This is a genomic window from Hymenobacter sp. FMD4 (assembly GCF_058932745.1).
Genome location: NZ_JBZYWH010000004.1, coordinates 310,751 through 329,315, shown reverse-complemented (window position 1 = coordinate 329,315; position 18,565 = coordinate 310,751). Strand labels below are relative to the sequence as shown.

Genomic DNA, 18,565 nt, shown 5'->3' with positions numbered 1-18,565 from the left:
ACTTCTGAATCATGAGGCTCTGCACGGAATAGCCAGTGCCACGCGAAACTTTCAGCGTGTAAAGTCCATCGGCTAGGTGCGTAAGGCGTACTTGGTTGCGGAAGTTGTCCTGTGCCGAACCAGCATATACGCGCTGCCCGAGTCGATTAAACACCTCGACTTGCATAGTGCTTTGCGCGCCCGCGTCGCGTAGCTCAAGGGTAAATTCGCCGGTTGATGGATTGGGGTAAAGGCGCGTAGCTTGGGCGAGTTGGGCGTCTCTGGTAGCGGTGACGGTAGGAGCGAAGCTGAAGGTTTGGCCCGCGGTCGGCAACGTGGTAGCGTTGAACTCGAAGAAAGTGGTTGTATAGTCCGTATTGATAAAGGTGGGGTTGGCCCAAGGAGTCGTCTCTGCTTTGGAAGCGAGCAATACCTGGCCGGTATTCAGTCCTGAGCCTTTCAAACCTATGTACCCTCCTGTAGTCGCGACGTTGGAACCGGCCGTCGACGGACCATACACAAATTCAATGCGGTTGCTGGTTTCATACAGCTTCACCTGAAACGAGAAGTTGTTGAATTGGGACGGGGCATCGAATTCCCGCATCCCACTCCATTCGATGGTGCACACCCGGGAAGGGGCAGTACCGGTGGTGGCAAAGCGGAAGCTGGTGCTAGCGGAAGCGCCAACGAGGTCCATGTTCAGCGGAGCAATGAAGTTGATGTCCTCCGGCTCATCATCGGACAGGTAAGCCAAATCGTCGCTGGGCGGGATGTTGCCCAGTTTGATCATGCCATTGGTATTCAGAATAAACTGCGTGAACGACTGCCCATTATAGCTGAACGTGAACCCGATATTCTGCGGTGCAGAGTTGTCGTCGTCTTCGTCAGTTACTACAATCGGCGTACTGCTGGCCGCATTGAGGCTGGTAAAAGAGCCGGTTGAGCTGCTGGCTGCGCCAATACCGTAGTTTAAGTTTTGCGCCTGTGCGCTAGCACCTAAGGCTAGGCCAGTCAGGAAAAGGCCCAAGGTGGAGTAAAATGCTTTCATGGATTGGAAGTATATATGAGGAATGGGGCAACGACATTCAAAGCCCAAAGGCGAGCCGATATAAATATAATCGGGCGGCCCGCATTAGCGAACCGCCCGATTTAGGAATAAGCAACCAGTAAACGGATGGTTACTTGCTGATGCTGATGTTGCGCACCATGTACTCGTCGCCTTTCTTCACTTTCAGGGTGTAGATGCCAGCGGCAAGGTGCGAGAGACGGAGCTTGTTCTCGAAGTTGTCGCGGGCAGTGGTGGTGTACACGCGCTGACCCAGCGTATTCAGCACTTCTACCTGCAGGGCCTCCTTGGCGTTGGCACCGCGTACGTCCAGCGAGAATTCGCCGTTCGAGGGGTTCGGGAACACGCTGATGGCGCTTTCCAGAGCTTTGGAAGTGCCGGTTACGGTGTTCACGGCTGCTTCGAGCATGTAGATACCGAAGTTGCGCGGGCTGGCATCAGCGGGAGTACCGCCGGTGGCAGCAAACGGAGCAATCGTAAAGAAGGTATTCGGACGCGTCGGAACCTCGCTTTGCGTGCCCATAGGGAAGTACGCGGTACCGCCCGTGGCATTGGTTTGCACCAGTGCAGCCAGAAAGTCACCAGCGGGAACCGCAACCGGGGTGCTGAAGGTGAATGTCTTGCGGGCGTTGGCGTCGGCAGCCTGTACTACGTAGTCAGGCGTACGGGCTAGCAGCGTACCGGTGCTGCTGAGCACCGCCGCAAATACCGTCTTGCCTACTGCTATAGCCGTGGCATCGTTATAAATGAAAGCCGTTACGCTTGTCACCGTGCGCGGAACGCTGGCGGTGTATTTTACTGCAAAAGCAGCAGCGGGCGTAGTAGCTCCAAAGCCAACAGCAGAGCTAGCAGCAGCGCTAGTAGCAATGCTGTAAGCAGAGCCCACCTGCTGCGTATAGGTAGCCGTGTTGTTAGTCATATTGTCGTCGGGCGTCACGGTTACCGTGATGGTGTTGTTGCCTGCTGTGCTGGAGGTAAAAGCAGGGAACGTTACCGTGATGGAATCACGCGGTGCCAACGAGTTGATGAGTTGGGTATTGGAGTAAGTATTTGCACCTGTAACTGCCAGCGTTACCGGTACCAGCGACAGGGGGCTTGAGCCCGTATTGACGATGCGCGCACGTACCGAGTGAGATTCCGCCGTCGGGATCTTGGCTATGGAGTAGATGTACACCACACCTGCGTCATTGGCCGCAGTCGGCGCGAAGCGCAGCGTTCGGCCGGCGTCCGGCGTAGCACTGCGACGAATATTAAAGGCGTTGCCGGTGTAAGGAGCGCCAAGGAACGTAGCCGTTGACCAGTTGCTAACCGAGGCCTTGGTCGACAGCAATACTTGCCCACTGGCGTTGCCACTGCCTTTCAGACCTACAATAACATGCTTAAAGTTTTCCGCGCCGGTGGTACCCTGCGTGGCCGTGCCGTACACGAACTCCACATTATTGGTTGTTTCGTACAGCTTCACTTGGAAGCTGAAGTTGGTGTACTGCTTGGCGATAATGGCAGTCCCGGCAGCCGCTGCTTTGTCGCTTATGTTTTTCCACTGGATGGTACACACCCGGTTGGGGGCGGTACCGGTGGTAGCTACCCGATACTCCGCACCGCCAGTGCCAGCCTCTAGGTCAAAGTTGAACGGCAGAATCAGGTTCTGATCGGCAGCGTTTGTGCTGACGAGCGGGCCCGAAGCAGTAGCATTTTGCGCGTTATTCGAATACAGCTCGGTAGTGCTAGGGGCAATGCTGCCTAGCTTAATTACACCGTTGGTATTAAGAATGAATTGCGAAAAAGACTGGCCGTTGAAGTTAAAGTTGAAGCCGATGTTCTGCGGGGTCGAGTTAGCATCGTCGTCATTGGCCGTCGTGATGGCGGTGCCAGCAATGCCCAGATCGGTGTACGTGCCAGCTACGTTCTGAGCCGTAGCCGGACTGTAGTTCAGGCTTTGGGCATTGGCAGCAGTACCAGCCAAGCTCAATAGGCCCAGCAGGGCCAAACCGCGCCAGCTACGGGCGCGGGTGATGCGTTGTGAAAAAAGCATGAGAGAAAGTAAACGTTAGGGAATAAATGCTTGAGTGAAGGGTGGGTCCAACGATTCAAACCACTATGGTCGAAGTTTGGGCCCACAAAGTGCGAAATTTCAGCTCCAAATGCACCTATCAACCTTCATTGTTTTGTTCGATTCCTTGAAAATTGTCGTTCTCGGTGCTGGGCGGGTGGCTGGGCAACTCGTGCCAGCCCTGATCGGGGCCGGGCACCAGGTACAGGCCGTATGGAGCCGTACGCTCGCTTCGGCGCAGCCGCTGGCGGCTGCCGCAGGAGCTGTAGCGCTCAGCGGCGCCGCTCCGGATCTGACGCGGCACCCTGCCGACCTGTACCTGCTGGCCGTGCCCGACGATGCCGCTGCAACCGTGCTGACGGCGGCACGCTGGCCCACCGGCGCCTTGGTTGCGCACACCTCCGGGACCTTGCCGCTGGCGTTGTTTGAGAAGCAGCCGGCAGTGCGGGGCGGCGTGTTTTATCCGGTTCAGACGTTCAGTCCCGGCCGGGCCATTGACTGGCGCACCGTGCCATTCTGCCTGGAAGCTACATCCGCGGCCGATGATGCGCTGCTGGGTATGTTAGCCCATTCTCTCAGCGAGCGGGTGTTGCGCGTAAGTACTGCCGAACGGCGTCAGCTACACATAGCGGCGGTGTTTGCCTGCAACTTCACCAATCACCTACTTGGCATTGCAGATCAGCTGCTGACCGAGGCCGGGTTGCCCGCCGATCTGCTCACACCACTCATCCGTGAAACTGTAGACAAAGCCCTGCTCAACGCCCCGTTTGCGGTACAAACCGGTCCGGCCGTCCGCCATGACACTTCTACTATCAATGCCCACGTAGCAGCATTGGTGGCGCATCCTGCTTGGCAAGAGCTTTACGCTCGCCTCACCACCAGCATTCAGGATGTGGCCGGTCCGACCCGTTAAGACCAAACATATAGGGGAGTTCGGGCGTTAGGGAAAGGCTGCGTACCTTTGCGGCCGCATTTGTATAAGCTTACTCCCGTGAAAGCCGTCAATATCACCTTCAAGTTTTCGGATGGGCAGCCCGAGCAAACCCACGTGGCTGCCGAGGGCGAGTCCGTGCTCGATGTGGCGCTGAACAACGGCATTCACCTGCAGCATAATTGCGGCGGCGTCTGCGGCTGCAGCACCTGTCACGTGTACGTCTTGCAGGGCGGCGACGAACTGCCCGAAATCAGCGATAAGGAAGAAGACTTTATCGACCGCGCCGTCAATCCGCGCCTTAACTCCCGCCTCGCCTGCCAATGCGTGGTGCAAAACAGCGCCGAAAACCTCGTTATTGAGGTGCCGCCGCAGGACTTCCTAGGCCACTAGTTTCACAGGTGACAGGTAAGGCGTGATAGGGAACAAGTTTTCTTGTTGCTAGCACCAATCTCCTGTCACGTGTTACCTGTCACTTCATCACCTCCGAACAACATGACTCACTTTGAGCCACCCATGCAATGGCAGGATTACGAAGACATTGCCATGGCCCTGTACGAGAAGTTTGGCGACGACTTTACCGAAGCCAAAATCTACCGCGTCCGCTTCACCGATCTGCTGGATTGGGTGCTGAGCCTGCCTAACTTCGAGGGCACCCGCGAACAAGCCAATGAAGGCCACCTGGAGCAAATTCAGGCGAAGTGGGTGTACGAGTGGCGCGACAACCAGAAATAATAGCCCATAGCACTAAGCTGATGCGGTTACGGGCCGAATGTGTGCCCCGTAGCCGCATCAGCTGTTTTTAGCCGTCTGTCATTTATAAAGTATGATTGATTTCTCAGCCATCGAAGCTTTCGTGTTTGATGTGGATGGGGTGCTTACCGATGGCACGCTGCTGGCAATGAGTACAGGCGAGCAGGCCCGTACCTTTCACATCCGCGACGGGTATGCCATCCGGCACGCGTTGCGGCAGGGCTATCGGGTGGTCATCATTTCAGGGCGGGAGGAAGAAGGTGTCCGCCGCCGCTTGGAGTCCCTCGATGTGACGGAAATTTACCTCGGCGTCGACGACAAACTCAAGGTCTTCGGGGCCTGCGGACTGGACCCGGCCCGGGTGGTGTACATGGGCGACGACATGCCCGACCTAGAAGTAATGCGCCGCTGCGCCGTGGCTGCCTGCCCTGCCGACGCCGCCACTGATGTGGCCGCCATCAGCCACTACGTAGCCAAACTATCTGGGGGACACGGTGCTGCGCGCGAACTGATCGAAACCGTAATGAAAACGCAGGGAAAATGGTAAACCCTGCGACGTCACAATTCCTTCACATTGGGCAGTAAGAGTGAACGTTGCAAGTGTGAGATATTCCAATACATTTACCGGAACATTTTTTCACCCATTCCCTCTTTAGCGTACCAATGAAAACAGGAACCGTCAAATTCTTTAATGAGTCGAAGGGCTACGGCTTCATTACGGAAGATGCCACCAAAGAAGATTTCTTTGTGCACATTACCGGCCTGAACGGGCTAGCTATCCAGCAGCATGACCGCGTGGAATTCGAGACGCGTGAGGGCCGCAAAGGCATTAATGCAGTTAACGTTAAGAAAGTGTAATACCGCTACGCTGCTTCTTAAATTGCATGTCAGAAGCCCCTTTCGCCCCGCGAAAGGGGCTTCTTTTTAGACCGCAGACGCGCACTGCCTCGCTTCGGTGGTAGCTTTGTATACGGGCGCAGCCGCTGGGTGCTGTGCAGGTTCACTGTTATGCCGACATCCGTTAGAGCTTCCGCATTGGGTGTAGACCGTTGGCGCCACTTGGCGCGCTTGGTGCGCTTGCCCAATTTGCTCATTATGGTGCTGTGCATGAGCCTGACGCAGGCTTGTCTGTTGGCCCCCGACGAGCCCTTGGCCGCCCTGCTCGAAGAACGGTTTATGCTGCTGGTGCTGGCTACTCTGTGCGTAGCGGCCGGCGGCTACGTCATCAACGATTATTACGACGTTAAAATCGACTCTATCAATCGCCCGGGGCAGTTGGTAGTGGGTCACACAGTAGCCCGCCGTACGGCCATGCTGGCGCACCTGGTGCTTACGTTTGAAGGCGTAATGGTGGCAGGAGCCATCAGCCACATCGTGGGGCTGGTCACGGTGGGAGCAGCACTGCTGCTGTGGGGTTATTCGGCTCGGTTCAAGCGCCTGCCACTGGTGGGCAACTTAAGTATTGGATTGCTGACGGCCGCTTTGGTGTTGCTGCCCGAGTTGCTACTGCGCACTGGCCACACAGCCGTGTGGGCCTACGCGCTAGCGGCCTTCCTGCTGACGGTGGTGCGCGAAATCATCAAAGACATCGAGGATATGCGCGGTGATGCGGAACACGACTGCCGAACGTTGCCGATTGTAGTGGGTGTGGCCCGCAGCAAGTGGGTAGCAGGCTTGTTTTTGCTAAGTTTGGGCTGGTTGGTGGCGGCTGCGGTGGGCGCGGGCTTCCAGCAGGGCCACTGGCGGCTGGCGCTGTGGCTGCTGGGCGCGGTGCTAGGCCCCATGCTAATGCTGGGCGCACAGCTGTTGCGCGCCGACCGACGCCGGGACTTTGCCCGGCTAAGTACCTTCTGCAAATTGGCAATGCTAGCCGGGGTACTTTCAATGCTGGTAATCGGGCGTTGATTTGCTATTCAAAGAGCTTATTAGATTCTTTTTTTAAGCTGCAGTCGGACATTTTTGGTGTCGATAAAGATGGGATTATCGCTGCCAAAGCGAAACATTATCAGGTATATACAATTAGGGCTAGGTAAGCCTGGTTTCGGACAAGCTATTTTCTGCTTGAGCCGTATAAGCATCTACCTAATTCCTCGCCTCCCAATCCGCTATGCGCCCTTATTACTTGCTGTTGCTTCTGGTCTTAGTTGGCCAGGTTGCCCAAGCTCAAACTGGTGATACTCCTTCAGCCCCGGCTGCCGATCGGGCATTGCTTCCTGAAGCACCTCAAGCGAAAAACCCGGATGATAAACCGCGCTTTGTACCTGCACCGGTTATTTTTTATGAGCCCGAAACAGGTATAGCCGCCGGGGCTACCTTCCTGCCCACCTGGCGCCACGGCCGCGATACTACCGTGCGCAAGTCCAACGGCCGGCTGGGCGGCTGGTACTCGCAGAAGAAGCAGCTGAACCTGCAGCTCTCGCATACCATTTTTACCCGGCGGGAAAACTACCTCATCAGCGGCGACATCCTGTTCTTCGATTACCCGATTTTCTTTTACGGTATCGGCAACAACACCAAGAAGAGCGACGAGGCGCAGATTGCCTACAAAGTGCTGATTGTACAGCAGCGGGGCCTCCGGCGCATTCGGCCAGGCTGGTTTGCCGGGGCCACATACCGGCTCACCGATCTGCGCGGCATTACGGCAGAGCCGTTCATCAAGGGCACTGATCAGCCGAATTTACTGCTGGCACTACCGGAGCGGGAGCGGCAGCCCACGTTTGTCTCAGGCTTTGGCCCCGCAGTAATACACGATACCCGCGACAACATCCTGAGCACCTTCACCGGCAATTACTTGGACGTGCAGGCGCTCTTCAACGGCAAAGGACTCGGCAGCGACTACACCTTCACGCGTTACTCGCTCGATGCGCGCCACTTCCAGCCTTTGTTTGGCTCCACGCGCACGATCTGGGCTTCGCAGGTACTGGGGCAGTTTAACACGGGCTCGGTGCCCTTTCGGGAGTTGCCTTTCCTAGGTGGTATCACCCTGCTACGCGGTATTTACGAAGGCCGCTTCCGCGACCGGCAGCTGATAGCAGCCCAGACGGAAGTGCGCCGACACCTGTTCTGGCGCATCAACGGGGCCGTGTTTATGGGAGCGGGCCAAGTAGCCCCAGCCCTGGGAGACTTCCGTCCCGATGAGTTCAACCTGGCCGGCGGCGTGGGCGTACGTTTTCAGTTTAACCGCCGCGACCGAATCAACATTCGGTTTGATTACGGCGTGGGCTCCGGCAATAGCCGCGGCTTGTACTTCGGCGTGAACGAGGCTTTCTAAAGAATTACTGCAATGCAGCCTCAGCGCGAAGTCTGAGCATGCATTATCGACGTACATTTAGCAACGGTCCGTGGTGGGCCGTTGCTATTTTATGTCGATGCGTAGCCGCATTCTACTTCTTGCGCTCAGTTTCCTGAGCGCCGCGCCCTTGGCGCAAGCCCAAACATTGCCCCCAACCGACGCAGCCAATCAGCCATCGACCCTGCCCGATAAGCCTGCTCGTAAAAACCGCCGGGTAAAAGTAGCGGCGCTGCCCATTGTGTTTTCGCAGCCCGAGACGGGCATAGCCTATGGTGCCGCCGTATTGCCGGTCTGGCGTTTTGGCTCCGATACCGCCACGCGCAGTTCCAATGCCCGTTTGCTGGGGTATCGCACGCAGAAGAAGCAGTCCAGCGCCTCGCTCACGTACAACTTGTTTACGCCCGGCGAGCGGTGGATTCTCAACGGCGAAGCGTTTTACTTCAACTTCCCTATCTACTACTACGGCGTCGGGAACGATACGCGCAAAGCCGAGAAAAGCGACATCTCGTACAAGGTAGTCATCGTGACGCAGCGGGTGCTTAAAAAAGTTCGCCCACACGTATTTGCCGGCTTGAGCTACCGCTTTACCAACCTGTACAGCGTGCGCATCGACGACCCGTTGACCGACGATGGGCGCAAACCCAACCTATTATTGGAGCGCGACGCCCGGGAACTTCAAACAACGATTGCCTCCGGGCTGGGTCCTACTTTCCTCTACGATAGCCGCGACAACGTGCTAAGCACCTGGCGAGGTAGTTATTTGGAAACCAGTGCCCTGCTGATGGGCCGTTACCTCGGCAGCGACTACCAGTTTACGCGCCTGCTCATCGATGCCCGTCACTTCCGGCCCCTTTTCAAGGACAATCCTAAAACCATCATTGCCGGGCAAGTGCAGGGACAGTTTCACTCGGGGCGCGTACCGTTTCGCGAGCTGGCCAACTTGGGCGGCGAGCGGATGTTGCGCGGCATTTACGAAGGCCGCTTCCGCGACCGACAAATGGTGGCAGCCCAGGTGGAGCTTCGCCAACAACTGTTCTGGCGCATCGGCGGGGTGGTATTTGGAGCTGCCGGGCAAGTGCGTGACCAGCTGGGCGACTTCCGGCCCACCGATTTCAACGTGGCGGCTGGGGCCGGCCTGCGCATAGCTGTGAACCGGCAGGACCGCCTGGGTATCCGCATCGACTACGCCGTTGGCTCCGGACAGTCCAGCGGATTGTATTTCGCCTTTAACGAGGCATTTTAACAGAGGCGGCCAACAGCAAACGAACCGTTAAAATTCAACGCCAGCCCGGAGGAAATAGCTTTGGTAAGTGGGCGAGAAGCGAGTGTAGCTCTGGTGCTGAGCGCTGCCCGCGTCGGCGCCAAGTTCCAGCAAGGGCTGCCAGCGGCCGTTGCCCAACTTCGGCTTGATGCCCGTGGTGGCAAAAAAACCAAGGGTACCTACTGATTTGTCAAACAAAGAGCTACGCGTACCCTTGGTCAGCTTGATTGTGGGTACGAAAGGGGAGGCCGGATCAATTACCGACTCCACAGCGTCGTAGCGGCTGATGTGGCTATACACGACGCCAGGCGCACTACCCGCCGTGATAAACCAGCCCAGTTTTGAAGGCATAGTTAGTTGTAGCCACACGAGCAGCTGCACGGTGCGGATTTTAATGTCTGCTTGCAGGGGCAGCTGGGTGCCTGCATTCGCGTAACCCGCCGGTACCACGTAGGTATTGGGAGAGGCGTGTTGGGACTGATACTCGACGTGCTGGAAGCCCGCACCTAACGATAAGGCGCGGCGGCCACTCACCCGGACAAATACGCCAGCCGTTGAGCCGATGCCGCGCTGTAGATATTGTTGGGACAGATAAGGGTGGTTTTTGTAAAATACCTGGCTCCGGGAAGCCCCGGCCCGTAGGCTAATCGATACCCGGGCCCGAGCCTCGGCCTGGTTTTGGGCTGAGAGCACCGCCGCCGGTTCAGTGGTTTTACAGCCGCTGTATGTCAAAGCCAGCTTGATCAGACTAGCTTCCTCAAACCGAGTGTGGCGTACCTGTTCCTGCGCCGTTGGGCAGTCGTTGAATACTGCCTGCAGCATCGGGCGGAAATTGATTTGCTGCAGGGCCAACAAGCCACTCGCCGGCGTTTCCAGGTAGTAAAAAGCGGTTTCGTACCGGATGTAATTCATCGCGTTGGCGTCGTTGGGCCGCACGTTATAATCCAGCCGGTAGAGGCGGGCGGCCCCGGTAGTCAACTGCTGCAGAAACACCGCCGTCGAGTCCTTGGGTCCTGGATTGGTCTGCGGATGGATTACCAGCTTCCGGCGTTCGAAACGACGGCCGCCAACCCAGCCAAAGCCGCGTAGGTCTTTCGGGAAATACTCAGTGCTTTGGGCATCGGCCGTGCGGAAGCGCAGACCGTTTTCGGTGGGAAAGCGCCCCATTTCTATCGTGCCTCGAAGCGTGTCGTTGGCATTGGTAACGATATAGGCCGACTGGGGTACATCACCGGATTGGGCCAGGATCGGCTGGGCGGTAGCGGCTAGTAAGCCTGCAGCAGCTAAAAATATGTGGATTCGCATTGAGCTGAAAACTGGAAGAGGGGCGGGCTATGAAGCCCACTCATCGATTAAAAAGCCTAATTATCGATTGGTACAGCCGGTAAAATTAAATAATGTGGCGGGTAAAGTGCGTTATAAGGCGTAGCATCAGTGGCGTAACAATTCAGTAATGCTGCTGGGTTGAGCGACCCGTCAGCAGGGGCTACCTTCGCCTCGCGTTTCACTTCAATTTCTGCTTGCCATGACCTCGTTGCCGTCGTCCGCCGTTTCGGAATCCGTAGCTGCCGCTGAGCTGCTGCCCATCCGTGCCGCTCTGGTTTCCGTGTACTACAAAGACCGGCTGGAACCGTTGGTGCGCCTGCTGCACCAGCACGGCGTGAAGCTGTACTCTACCGGCGGCACCCAGCAGTTCATCGAGGGCTTGGGCGCCGAGGTAACGGCAGTAGAGTCGCTGACGGGCTTTCCGGCCGTGTTCGGTGGCCGCGTCAAGACGCTGCACCCAAAGGTGTTCGGCGGCATCCTGCACCGCCGCCACGAAGCCAGCGACCTGCAAGAAGCCGAGCAGCACCAAATTCCGCCCATCGACCTGGTTATTGTGGATCTATACCCGTTTGAGGAAACGGTGTCCAGCGGCGCAGCAGAAACCGACGTGATTGAGAAAATCGACATCGGCGGCATCTCGCTGCTGCGTGCCGCTGCCAAAAACTTCCGCGACGTGCTGGTGGTCAGTTCCCGCGACCAGTACCAAGCCGTAACCGAATTACTGACCGCGCAGAACGGCGGCACCTCGCTGGAGCAGCGCCGCCACTACGCGGCTGCGGCCTTCAACCAGACCTCGCACTACGACACCCAGATTTTCAACTACATGGCCCAAGGCACTGAGCTGGCCGGTAGCAGCCTGAAAATCAGCGAAGGCCCGGCCACGCCGCTGCGCTACGGCGAAAATCCGCACCAGCAGGGGACGTTCTACGGCGACCTGTCGGCCCTGTTTGACCAGCTCCACGGCAAGCAGCTCAGCTACAACAACCTCGTGGACGTGGACGCGGCCGTACTGCTGATGCAGGAGTTTCAGGAAGGCCAGCCGGCCTGCGCCATTCTCAAGCACACCAACGCCTGTGGCGTCGCCCAAGCTGCCACGCTCCAGCAGGCTTACCTAAACGCTTTGGCTTGCGACCCAGTGTCGGCTTTCGGCGGCGTGATTATCGTCAATCAGGCAGTCGATGCCGCCACGGCTGAGGAGCTGAACAAGCTGTTCTTCGAGGTGCTCATCGCCCCGGGCTTTGCCGCTGATGCCTTGCCCACCTTACAAAGCAAGAAGAACCGTATCCTGCTGCTGCAGAAGCCAGTGTCCTTCCCGCAAAAGCAAATCAAGACCCTGCTCAACGGTGTGATTGAGCAGGATTTCGACCGCGTGGTAGAGGGCCGCAACGAGTTCCGCGCCGTCACGGAAACGGCCCCGACGGCGGAGGAAGTAGAAGCGCTGGAGTTTGCCCTGAAAGTGTGCAAGCACACCAAGAGCAACACCATCGTGCTAGCCAAGGCCGGGCAACTGCTGGCCTCGGGTGTGGGCCAGACCTCGCGCGTGGATGCGCTGAAGCAGGCCATCGAGAAAGCCCGCTCGTTTGGCTTCGATCTGCAGGGCGCCGTAATGGCTTCGGATGCGTTCTTCCCCTTCCCGGATTGCGTCGACATTGCGGGGGCAGCCGGCATTCGCGCCGTGGTACAGCCCGGCGGCTCCATCAAAGACCAAGACAGCATCGACGCCTGCAACCGCTTGGGCATGGCCATGGTGCTCACCGGCGTGCGGCATTTTAAGCACTAGGCTAGTAAGTACTTACTAGAAAAAACACCCGGCTGGGGAATACCAGCCGGGTGTTTTGCGTTTAGGGGCCCAATCGGCTGGCTGCCTTTACCTGAATAGGTTGGGCTTCGCAGAAGGTTGCTTACCTTTGCCCACCTTTTTGTAGGCGCCCAACCCGCGCTTTTCCTTTCAATTGCCGCTACTCAATGGGATTTTTTAACTTCCTCACCAGCGACATCGCCATTGACCTGGGCACGGCCAATACGCTTATCATTCACAACGATAAGATTGTGGTAGATGAGCCGAGCATCATCGCGAAGGACCGTACGACCAATAAAGTAATTGCCGTGGGCCGGCAAGCGCAGCAAATGCACGAAAAGACCCACGACAACATCAAAACCATTCGTCCGCTGAAGGACGGCGTCATTGCCGACTTCCACGCCGCCGAGGAAATGATCAAGGGGCTGATTCGCATGATTGACACGCGCAACCGCTTGTTTCAGCCCTCGCACCGCATGGTTATCTGCATTCCTTCGGGCATCACGGAAGTGGAGAAGCGCGCCGTGCGCGACTCCGCTGAGCACGCCGGGGCCAAGGAAGTGTGGATGATTCAGGAGCCCATGGCCGCCGCCATTGGCATCGGTATCGATGTGGAGCAGCCCGTCGGGTCGATGATTATCGACATCGGGGGTGGTACCACCGAAATTGCGGTAATCGCCCTGTCGGGTATCGTGTGCGACCAGTCCATCAAGACGGCTGGTGACGTATTCAACCAGGATATTCTTGACTACATGCGCCGCCAGCACAACCTGCTGATCGGGGAGCGTTCGGCCGAGAAAATCAAGATCGAAGTAGGCGCTGCCCTCACCGAACTCGACGTGACCCCGCCCGACCACGAAGTGCGCGGCCGCGACCTGATGACCGGTATTCCGAAAGTTATCAAGGTAACGTCGGCAGAAATTGCCATTGCCCTGGATAAGTCCGTCGCCAAAATCGAGGAGGCGGTACTGAAGGCGCTGGAAATTGCACCGCCTGAACTATCAGCCGACATCTACGACAACGGGATTCACCTCACTGGTGGTGGGGCTCTGCTGCGGGGGCTGGATAAGCGTCTGGCCGTGAAGACCAAGCTGGCCATTCACGTCGCCGAAGACCCGCTCCGCGCCGTAGTGCGTGGCACCGGCGCCGCCATCAAAAATATCACCGGCTTCCGCAGCGTCCTGCTTACTTAGAAGCGAGACGATGAGACATGAGAAGTGAGATGGATGACTGCTCTTACAGAGCTGAGTCGCCTGTCTCACTTCTCATGTCTCGTTTTCTCATGTCTCTCCGCTCATGCGCAATTTGCTCTCTTTCCTCTTCCGCTACCGGGGCATCCTGGTATTCGTGTTGCTGGAAATCGTGAGCATGATTTTGCTGATTCGCAACAGCGCGTACCAGCGGGCTGCCTTTTTCAACTCTTCCAATGCCTACGTGGGCCGGGTGCTGGAAGTGCGCACGCAGATCTACGACTACTTCCGGCTGGTGGACGTGAATAAGGCCCTGGTGACCGAAAATGCTCAGCTACGCCAGCAGCTCTATCGCTCCGAGCTGGCAGATCGGCTGCCCGACAGCCTGGCCATGCCCGGCGACACCACCGGCACCCGGCTGCGCCCCGATACCCTGATGCTGGGCTTGCAACCGGTGCTCACGCGCAGCCGGGAGTACCCACTCATCCCGGCGCGCATCATCAACCAGACCTTGCGTCGCGTGGATAACTACCTGACACTGAACGTGGGCACCAACCAAGGTGTGCAGCCCGGTATGGGCGTACTTACAGCAGAAGGGGTAGTGGGGCGGGTGCGTCAGGTAAGCGAGCATTATGCCACGGTCACCTCAGTGCTGCATTCCAAAACCAATCTGTCGGCCCGGCTGCAGCGCGACGGTACCTTCGGCACTATCAAATGGCTGGGGGAAGACCCTACGCACGCGTTGCTGGATTACATTCCACGCCAAAATAAGCTACTACGCGGCGACACAGTGGTTACCTCGGGCTACAACGCGGTGTTCCCGACGGGCGTCATGATCGGGACGGTAGACTCCTTTGTGAAGGAGCCGGATAAAAACTTCTGGACGGTGCGGGTAAAGCTGGCCGTGGATTTCTCCAAGCTTACTTACGTGTACGTGGTAGGACCGCAACCGCGGACGGCTGAGCGCGACACGCTGGAAATTCGCTCGGGCTTGCGCACGCCGATCCAGGGCGAGGAAGGAGGGACGCTCTGATGGGTACCGTAGCTCACTTGCTGCTGCACTTGCTGCGCTTCGGCGTCTATGCGCTGGTGCACGTGCTCTTGATTAGCCGCTTGTCGCTGTTTGATGTAGGCTGGTGTTTTTTTTACCTGGGTTTCCTGCTGTTTCTGCCCATCGCCACGCCCATAGTGCCCTTGCTGCTGATCAGCTTTGTGATGGGATTCACTATGGACCTGTTTTACGACACGGGCGGTGTGCATGCGGCAGCGGCTGTACTACTCGCCTATCTGCGCCCCTGGGTGCTAAAGCTGCTTACCCCGCGTGACGGCTACGATGCGCAAGACTCCGTGAACCTGCACCAAATGGGTTGGCAATGGTTTATGGTCTACTTGGTTTTGTTGGTCAGCATTCACCACTTTGTCTTCTTTTTCCTAGAGCTGGGCAGTTTTTCGGCCGTGGGGCTGACCCTGCTTAAAGTCTTGGCCAGCACCCTGTTTACGGGCATCACCATGCTCATCTTGCAGCTGATCCTGTTCCCGGCGCGGCGGCGGCGCTGAACGGGAGCCCGCGGTTGTATGTTCATAATTGTCAGTGGTCAGAATTCGGCCGCGATGAGTAGCCACGGCTTCTAACTGACAACTTCATGCAGTACCTTTGCTGGCTGATTGCATTCCAGGCAGTCACCTCACCTTCAGTTTGTAACGCATCTTGCAGTACTTAGAAGGCCGCAAATTTGTCGTGCAGGGCATTTTCCTGACAGTGGCGTTGGTGTTTGCGGTGCGGCTCTTCCAAATTCAGGTGCTCGACGGCAGCTACAAGCTGGCCGCCGATAGAAACACGCTGCAACGCATCGTGCAGACGCCGTACCGCGGGCTGATATATGACCGCAACGGGCAGGTGCTGGTGCAGAACACGCCGGTTTACGACCTGATGGTGATACCGCGCGAAGTCAAAAACCTGGACACGTTGCGCTTCAGCGAGTTGCTGCAAATGCCTTTGGAGGAAGTGCGCACTGGGCTGAAAGCAGCTAAGATATATTCCCGCTCGAAGGCTTCGCCGCTGGTGCAGAACCTTTCCACGCCCGAGCTGGCAGTCATTCAGGACAACCTGGTAGACTTTCCCGGCTTTAGCATCAAAGCGCGCATGGCTCGCTCGTATCGCACCGAGAACATGGCCCACGCGTTGGGCTACGTCGGGCCGATTTCGCCGGTGATGCTGGAGAAACCTAAGTATGCCAAGTACATAGCCGGTGACTTTCTTGGTATCAGCGGGCTGGAAGCCTTTTATGAGAAAGAGCTGATGGGCCGCCGCGGCGTGCAATACCGCATGGTGAACGTGCGCGGCGTGGAGAAGGGCGCCTTCCGCGACGGCGAGTTTGACACGCTTTCGGTGGCGGGCCAGGACCTACACCTCAGCATCGACTCCGAACTCCAGAAGTACGGCGAGTTTTTGATGCAAGGCAAGCGTGGTTCCATCGTGGCGCTGGACCCCAAAACCGGTGAAATCCTGGCTTTCGTTTCGGGGCCGACGTTTGAGCCGGCCCGGCTGACCGGCAAGGGACTGGGCAACCGATACATGGAACTGCTGCGCGATGAGTCCCGGCCGCTCTTCAACCGCCCGCTGGCGGCTACTTACCCGCCCGGTTCGGTTTTTAAGCTCGTCAACGAAGCCATTGCCCTGCAAGATGGGGTAGTGACGCCGAACACCGGCTTTCCTTGCAACCAGCGCCTGGTGCGGTGCACTCACCGGCACGAGTACCCCAGCAACTCGCGCATTGCCATCAAGCAGAGCTGCAACCCGTATTTCTACCAGGTAATGTTTGCGACGGTGCGGCGCGGCCGCTCCAGAAACAAGTTCGAAGACGTGGCCCTGGGCTTAACTGACTGGCGCAAGCACGTGGTTTCCTTTGGCTTGGCTCAACACCTGGGGGTAGACCTGCCGGGCGAACGAATGGGCCTTATTCCGTCGCCCAATTTTTACGACAAGCGCTACGGGAAGAAACGCTGGAGTTACAAAACCATCTATTCGTTAAGCATTGGGCAGGGCGAAATCGGCATTACGGGCCTGCAAATGGCCAACATTATGGCCATCTTCGCTAACCGGGGGTGGTACTATCCGCCGCATTTCGTGCGTGGCATCGGCAACGGCGGGCCGCGGCCGGAGTTTCAAGAAAAGCATTACACATCGGTGGCGCCGCGGCACTTCGAATCCATCATTCCGGGAATGGTGGCCGTGGTACACGAGCGAGGCGGTACCGGCAACAACGCCGACCTTTCCGACGTGGGTATTTGGGTAGCCGGCAAAACCGGTACCGTACAAAACGCCCACGGCCCCGACCACGCCACCTTTGCGGCCTTTGCTCCGGCTGAAGACCCCAAAATCGCAATTGCTGTCTTCATCGAAAATGCTGGCTTCGGCGGCACATCCGCTGCACCCCTGGCAGCGCTGATGATGGAAAAATACCTCAAGGGCAAAATCGCGCCGTGGCGTCACCGCTGGGAAGAGTGGCTTCCGGGCAGCGCCGACCGCTTCATTACCCGCAGCAAACATTGAGTTGGGGAGCAGCTCCAACGTTTTACATCCATTCGCCTGACCATCAAGTGAATCAAGTTCGCTACAGCCGCAGCATCGATTGGGTCACGCTGGTCATCTACTTGACCATGGTGGGCCTGGGCCTGCTCAACGTGTACGCCGCTTCCTACTCGGCCGACGTGCCCTTTTCGCGCGTGTTCACGGCTGATTGGAGCGGGCTGATGGCCTTCAACTGGTTTAAGCAACTGGTCTGGATCGGGGCTTCCGTCATCCTGATTGTGGTGCTGATTGTCATCGACCACAAAGCCTACGATACTTTCGCCTACGTCTTTTACGGCGGCATGATTGCACTGCTGCTCGTAACGTTGGTTATTGCCAGACCCATTGCCGGTTCCCGCTCGTGGCTGGAACTGGGCCCGGTACGGCTGCAGCCGGCCGAGTTTGCCAAGTTCACCACCGCACTGGCCGTGTCGCGCTTTATGGCGGGCATCAACCTGCGGCAGCAGAACTTTCGGCAGCAAATGGTGCTGGCCGGCCTTACGCTGCTGCCGCCGCTGCTCATCATTGCTTCCAATGAAACCGGGCAGGCGCTGGTGTTCGGAGCCTTCCTGTTGGCTTATTTTCGTGAAGGTATGTCGCCGCTGATTCTGTTGGTGCTGGCCGCTGCCGGGCTCGTGCTGATCCTGTCGCTGCTGGTTCCCAAACTCTGGCTAATGGGACTCTTTACCCTGGTGCTGGTGCTGGTGTTTGCGTTCAACTCGCGGATAATGCGCCACCACCTGCCCTTGGCGCTGTCGACGTACGCAGTAGTCATCGGCATGGTATTCGGCGTCGACTTCTTCTACAACAACGTGCTGCAGTCGCACCAGCGCAAGCGCATTGAGGTGCTGCTGAACCCTTCAGCCGACCCGTTGGGCTTCGGCTGGAACGTGACGCAGTCCAAGATTGCCATCGGCTCGGGCGGCTTTCTGGGCAAAGGCTTCTTGGAAGGCACCCAAACGCGCTTTGACTTCGTGCCCGAGCAAAGTACTGACTTTATCTTCTGTACAGTGGGAGAGGAGTGGGGCTGGATGGGCACCATGACGGTAGTGGTACTCTTTATGGCTCTGCTGGTCCGGGTCATCTACGTGGCGGAACGCCAGAAATCGGTGTTTGGCCGCACCTACGGCTACTGCGTGGCCAGCATTTTCTTTTTCCACTTCTGCGTCAACATCGGCATGACCATCGGGCTGGCGCCGGTGGTAGGCATTCCGCTACCGTTTTTTAGCTACGGCGGCTCTTCGCTCTGGTCGTTTACTATCCTGCTGTTCATTCTGCTGGCCATCGATGCCTACCGAAAGCAGGACTTGGTGCGCTAACGGCGGCAGGCAACCCTTACAATACGGGC

17 protein-coding genes are annotated in these 18,565 nt (G+C 57.6%); 14 read left to right on the top strand and 3 right to left on the bottom strand.

Annotation, left to right across the window (positions count from 1 at the left end):
• Together AC5FXY_RS06775 and AC5FXY_RS06770 are read right to left on the bottom strand one after the other, a co-directional pair.
• Positions 1–1,027 (bottom strand): T9SS type A sorting domain-containing protein (locus tag AC5FXY_RS06775; RefSeq protein WP_493555889.1); only part of this gene is annotated, 1,027 nt, incomplete at its 3' end.
• Positions 1,028–1,157: 130 nt separating this feature from the next.
• On the bottom strand, positions 1,158–3,077 hold the full coding sequence (locus AC5FXY_RS06770) for a T9SS type A sorting domain-containing protein (protein WP_493555888.1): 1,920 nt from the start codon (positions 3,075–3,077) through the stop codon (positions 1,158–1,160).
• A 145-nt stretch (positions 3,078–3,222) separates the two neighbouring features.
• On the opposite strand from AC5FXY_RS06770, the gene AC5FXY_RS06765 reads away from it, so the two are divergent.
• The 8 genes from AC5FXY_RS06765 to AC5FXY_RS06730 all read left to right on the top strand — a co-directional run bounded on the left by AC5FXY_RS06765 (position 3,223) and on the right by AC5FXY_RS06730 (position 9,314).
• Positions 3,223–4,008, top strand: coding sequence for a Rossmann-like and DUF2520 domain-containing protein (locus AC5FXY_RS06765; protein WP_493555887.1), 786 nt, complete (start codon positions 3,223–3,225; stop codon positions 4,006–4,008).
• Positions 4,009–4,068: 60 nt separating this feature from the next.
• Positions 4,069–4,419, top strand: coding sequence for a 2Fe-2S iron-sulfur cluster-binding protein (locus AC5FXY_RS06760; RefSeq protein ID WP_493555886.1), 351 nt, complete (start codon positions 4,069–4,071; stop codon positions 4,417–4,419).
• 102 nt (positions 4,420–4,521) lie between these two features.
• Positions 4,522–4,761, top strand: a complete 240-nt coding sequence (gene iscX, locus AC5FXY_RS06755) for a Fe-S cluster assembly protein IscX (RefSeq protein WP_493555885.1) — start codon at positions 4,522–4,524, stop codon at positions 4,759–4,761.
• Positions 4,762–4,852: 91 nt separating this feature from the next.
• Positions 4,853–5,326 carry a KdsC family phosphatase gene (locus AC5FXY_RS06750; protein ID WP_493555884.1) on the top strand — a complete coding sequence of 158 codons (474 nt, stop codon included), beginning with the start codon at positions 4,853–4,855 and terminating at the stop codon, positions 5,324–5,326.
• 116 nt (positions 5,327–5,442) lie between these two features.
• Positions 5,443–5,637 (top strand): cold-shock protein, encoded by a 195-nt coding sequence (locus AC5FXY_RS06745; RefSeq protein ID WP_493555883.1) that lies wholly within the window; start codon positions 5,443–5,445, stop codon positions 5,635–5,637.
• A 150-nt stretch (positions 5,638–5,787) separates the two neighbouring features.
• Positions 5,788–6,684 carry a geranylgeranylglycerol-phosphate geranylgeranyltransferase gene (locus AC5FXY_RS06740; protein WP_493555882.1) on the top strand — a complete coding sequence of 299 codons (897 nt, stop codon included), beginning with the start codon at positions 5,788–5,790 and terminating at the stop codon, positions 6,682–6,684.
• Positions 6,685–6,886: 202 nt separating this feature from the next.
• Positions 6,887–8,050, top strand: coding sequence for a BamA/TamA family outer membrane protein (locus tag AC5FXY_RS06735; protein WP_493555881.1), 1,164 nt, complete (start codon positions 6,887–6,889; stop codon positions 8,048–8,050).
• 97 nt (positions 8,051–8,147) lie between these two features.
• Positions 8,148–9,314 (top strand): BamA/TamA family outer membrane protein, encoded by a 1,167-nt coding sequence (locus tag AC5FXY_RS06730; RefSeq protein ID WP_493555880.1) that lies wholly within the window; start codon positions 8,148–8,150, stop codon positions 9,312–9,314.
• A gap of 27 nt (positions 9,315–9,341) precedes the next feature.
• Here the strand turns inward: AC5FXY_RS06730 and AC5FXY_RS06725 are convergent, their stop codons facing one another.
• Positions 9,342–10,637 carry a hypothetical protein gene (locus tag AC5FXY_RS06725; protein WP_493555879.1) on the bottom strand — a complete coding sequence of 432 codons (1,296 nt, stop codon included), beginning with the start codon at positions 10,635–10,637 and terminating at the stop codon, positions 9,342–9,344.
• Between the two features lie 220 nt (positions 10,638–10,857).
• On the opposite strand from AC5FXY_RS06725, the gene purH reads away from it, so the two are divergent.
• From purH to rodA, 6 genes are all read left to right on the top strand, one after another.
• Positions 10,858–12,438, top strand: a complete 1,581-nt coding sequence (gene purH, locus AC5FXY_RS06720) for a bifunctional phosphoribosylaminoimidazolecarboxamide formyltransferase/IMP cyclohydrolase (RefSeq protein ID WP_493555878.1) — start codon at positions 10,858–10,860, stop codon at positions 12,436–12,438.
• Between the two features lie 185 nt (positions 12,439–12,623).
• On the top strand, positions 12,624–13,649 hold the full coding sequence (locus tag AC5FXY_RS06715) for a rod shape-determining protein (protein ID WP_493555877.1): 1,026 nt from the start codon (positions 12,624–12,626) through the stop codon (positions 13,647–13,649).
• A 103-nt stretch (positions 13,650–13,752) separates the two neighbouring features.
• Positions 13,753–14,679, top strand: a complete 927-nt coding sequence (gene mreC / locus AC5FXY_RS06710) for a rod shape-determining protein MreC (RefSeq protein WP_493555876.1) — start codon at positions 13,753–13,755, stop codon at positions 14,677–14,679.
• A complete protein-coding gene (locus AC5FXY_RS06705; protein WP_493555875.1) occupies positions 14,679–15,203 on the top strand; it encodes a hypothetical protein in 525 nt (174 codons plus the stop codon). Before mreC ends, AC5FXY_RS06705 begins: the two co-directional genes overlap by 1 nt.
• A gap of 151 nt (positions 15,204–15,354) precedes the next feature.
• Entirely contained in the window at positions 15,355–17,199 is a 1,845-nt protein-coding gene (mrdA, locus tag AC5FXY_RS06700) for a penicillin-binding protein 2 (RefSeq protein ID WP_493555874.1), read from the top strand.
• 47 nt (positions 17,200–17,246) lie between these two features.
• Positions 17,247–18,536, top strand: a complete 1,290-nt coding sequence (rodA, locus tag AC5FXY_RS06695; RefSeq protein WP_493555873.1) for a rod shape-determining protein RodA — start codon at positions 17,247–17,249, stop codon at positions 18,534–18,536.
• Positions 18,537–18,565: the final 29 nt, after the last annotated feature.

Coding starts and splice junctions, on each gene's coding strand:
- AC5FXY_RS06770 (WP_493555888.1), bottom strand. CDS start 3,077: ATGCTTTTTTCACAACGCATCACCCGCGCCCGTAGCTGGCGCGGTTTG.
- iscX (WP_493555885.1), top strand. CDS start 4,522: ATGACTCACTTTGAGCCACCCATGCAATGGCAGGATTACGAAGACATT.
- AC5FXY_RS06750 (WP_493555884.1), top strand. CDS start 4,853: ATGATTGATTTCTCAGCCATCGAAGCTTTCGTGTTTGATGTGGATGGG.
- AC5FXY_RS06745 (WP_493555883.1), top strand. CDS start 5,443: ATGAAAACAGGAACCGTCAAATTCTTTAATGAGTCGAAGGGCTACGGC.
- AC5FXY_RS06740 (WP_493555882.1), top strand. CDS start 5,788: ATGCCGACATCCGTTAGAGCTTCCGCATTGGGTGTAGACCGTTGGCGC.
- AC5FXY_RS06735 (WP_493555881.1), top strand. CDS start 6,887: ATGCGCCCTTATTACTTGCTGTTGCTTCTGGTCTTAGTTGGCCAGGTT.
- AC5FXY_RS06730 (WP_493555880.1), top strand. CDS start 8,148: ATGCGTAGCCGCATTCTACTTCTTGCGCTCAGTTTCCTGAGCGCCGCG.
- AC5FXY_RS06725 (WP_493555879.1), bottom strand. CDS start 10,637: ATGCGAATCCACATATTTTTAGCTGCTGCAGGCTTACTAGCCGCTACC.
- purH (WP_493555878.1), top strand. CDS start 10,858: ATGACCTCGTTGCCGTCGTCCGCCGTTTCGGAATCCGTAGCTGCCGCT.
- AC5FXY_RS06715 (WP_493555877.1), top strand. CDS start 12,624: ATGGGATTTTTTAACTTCCTCACCAGCGACATCGCCATTGACCTGGGC.
- mreC (WP_493555876.1), top strand. CDS start 13,753: ATGCGCAATTTGCTCTCTTTCCTCTTCCGCTACCGGGGCATCCTGGTA.
- AC5FXY_RS06705 (WP_493555875.1), top strand. CDS start 14,679: ATGGGTACCGTAGCTCACTTGCTGCTGCACTTGCTGCGCTTCGGCGTC.